The organism is Streptomyces sp. CC224B, assembly GCF_030010595.1.
Taxonomy (GTDB): Bacteria; Actinomycetota; Actinomycetes; order Streptomycetales; family Streptomycetaceae; genus Streptomyces; species Streptomyces longispororuber.
This window is the reverse complement of the sequence record NZ_JASCXL010000270.1, coordinates 1-363: the sequence shown is the minus strand read 5'-3', so window position 1 is coordinate 363 and position 363 is coordinate 1. Positions and strand designations below refer to the sequence as shown.

1 protein-coding gene is annotated in these 363 nt (G+C 71.3%); it reads right to left on the bottom strand.

The features are described 5' to 3' along the window. On the bottom strand, nt 1-363 hold a 363-nt coding region (locus QK440_RS41305), incomplete at both ends, for a condensation domain-containing protein (RefSeq protein WP_282798407.1).

The following is a 363-nucleotide window of genomic DNA, read 5'->3' as shown; positions in this document are numbered from 1 at the left end:
GCCTGCCAGCAGCATCGCCCACGCACCCTGCACCACCGTGTTCAGCGTCACGCCCAGCTCACCGGCACGACGCGTCAGCGCACGCGACTGCTCCGCACTCAGCGGCACATCGATCTGGCCGACGCCCGAGGACTGGCCCTGCTCGTCGGAGCCGACGGGCAGCAGCAGCGTGGGCTCGTCCACGCCCTCCAGCTCCTTGGCCCATACGCGCGCGGTCGCCTCCCGGTCCTGGCGCGACAGCCAGGCCAGGAAATCACGGTAGGCACGCGGCCGGCCCAGCGCGGAAGCATCCCCGGCCGTGCCGTACAGCCGCATCAAGTCCTGCATCAGGAGCGGGATGGACCAGCCGTCGAACAGGGCGTG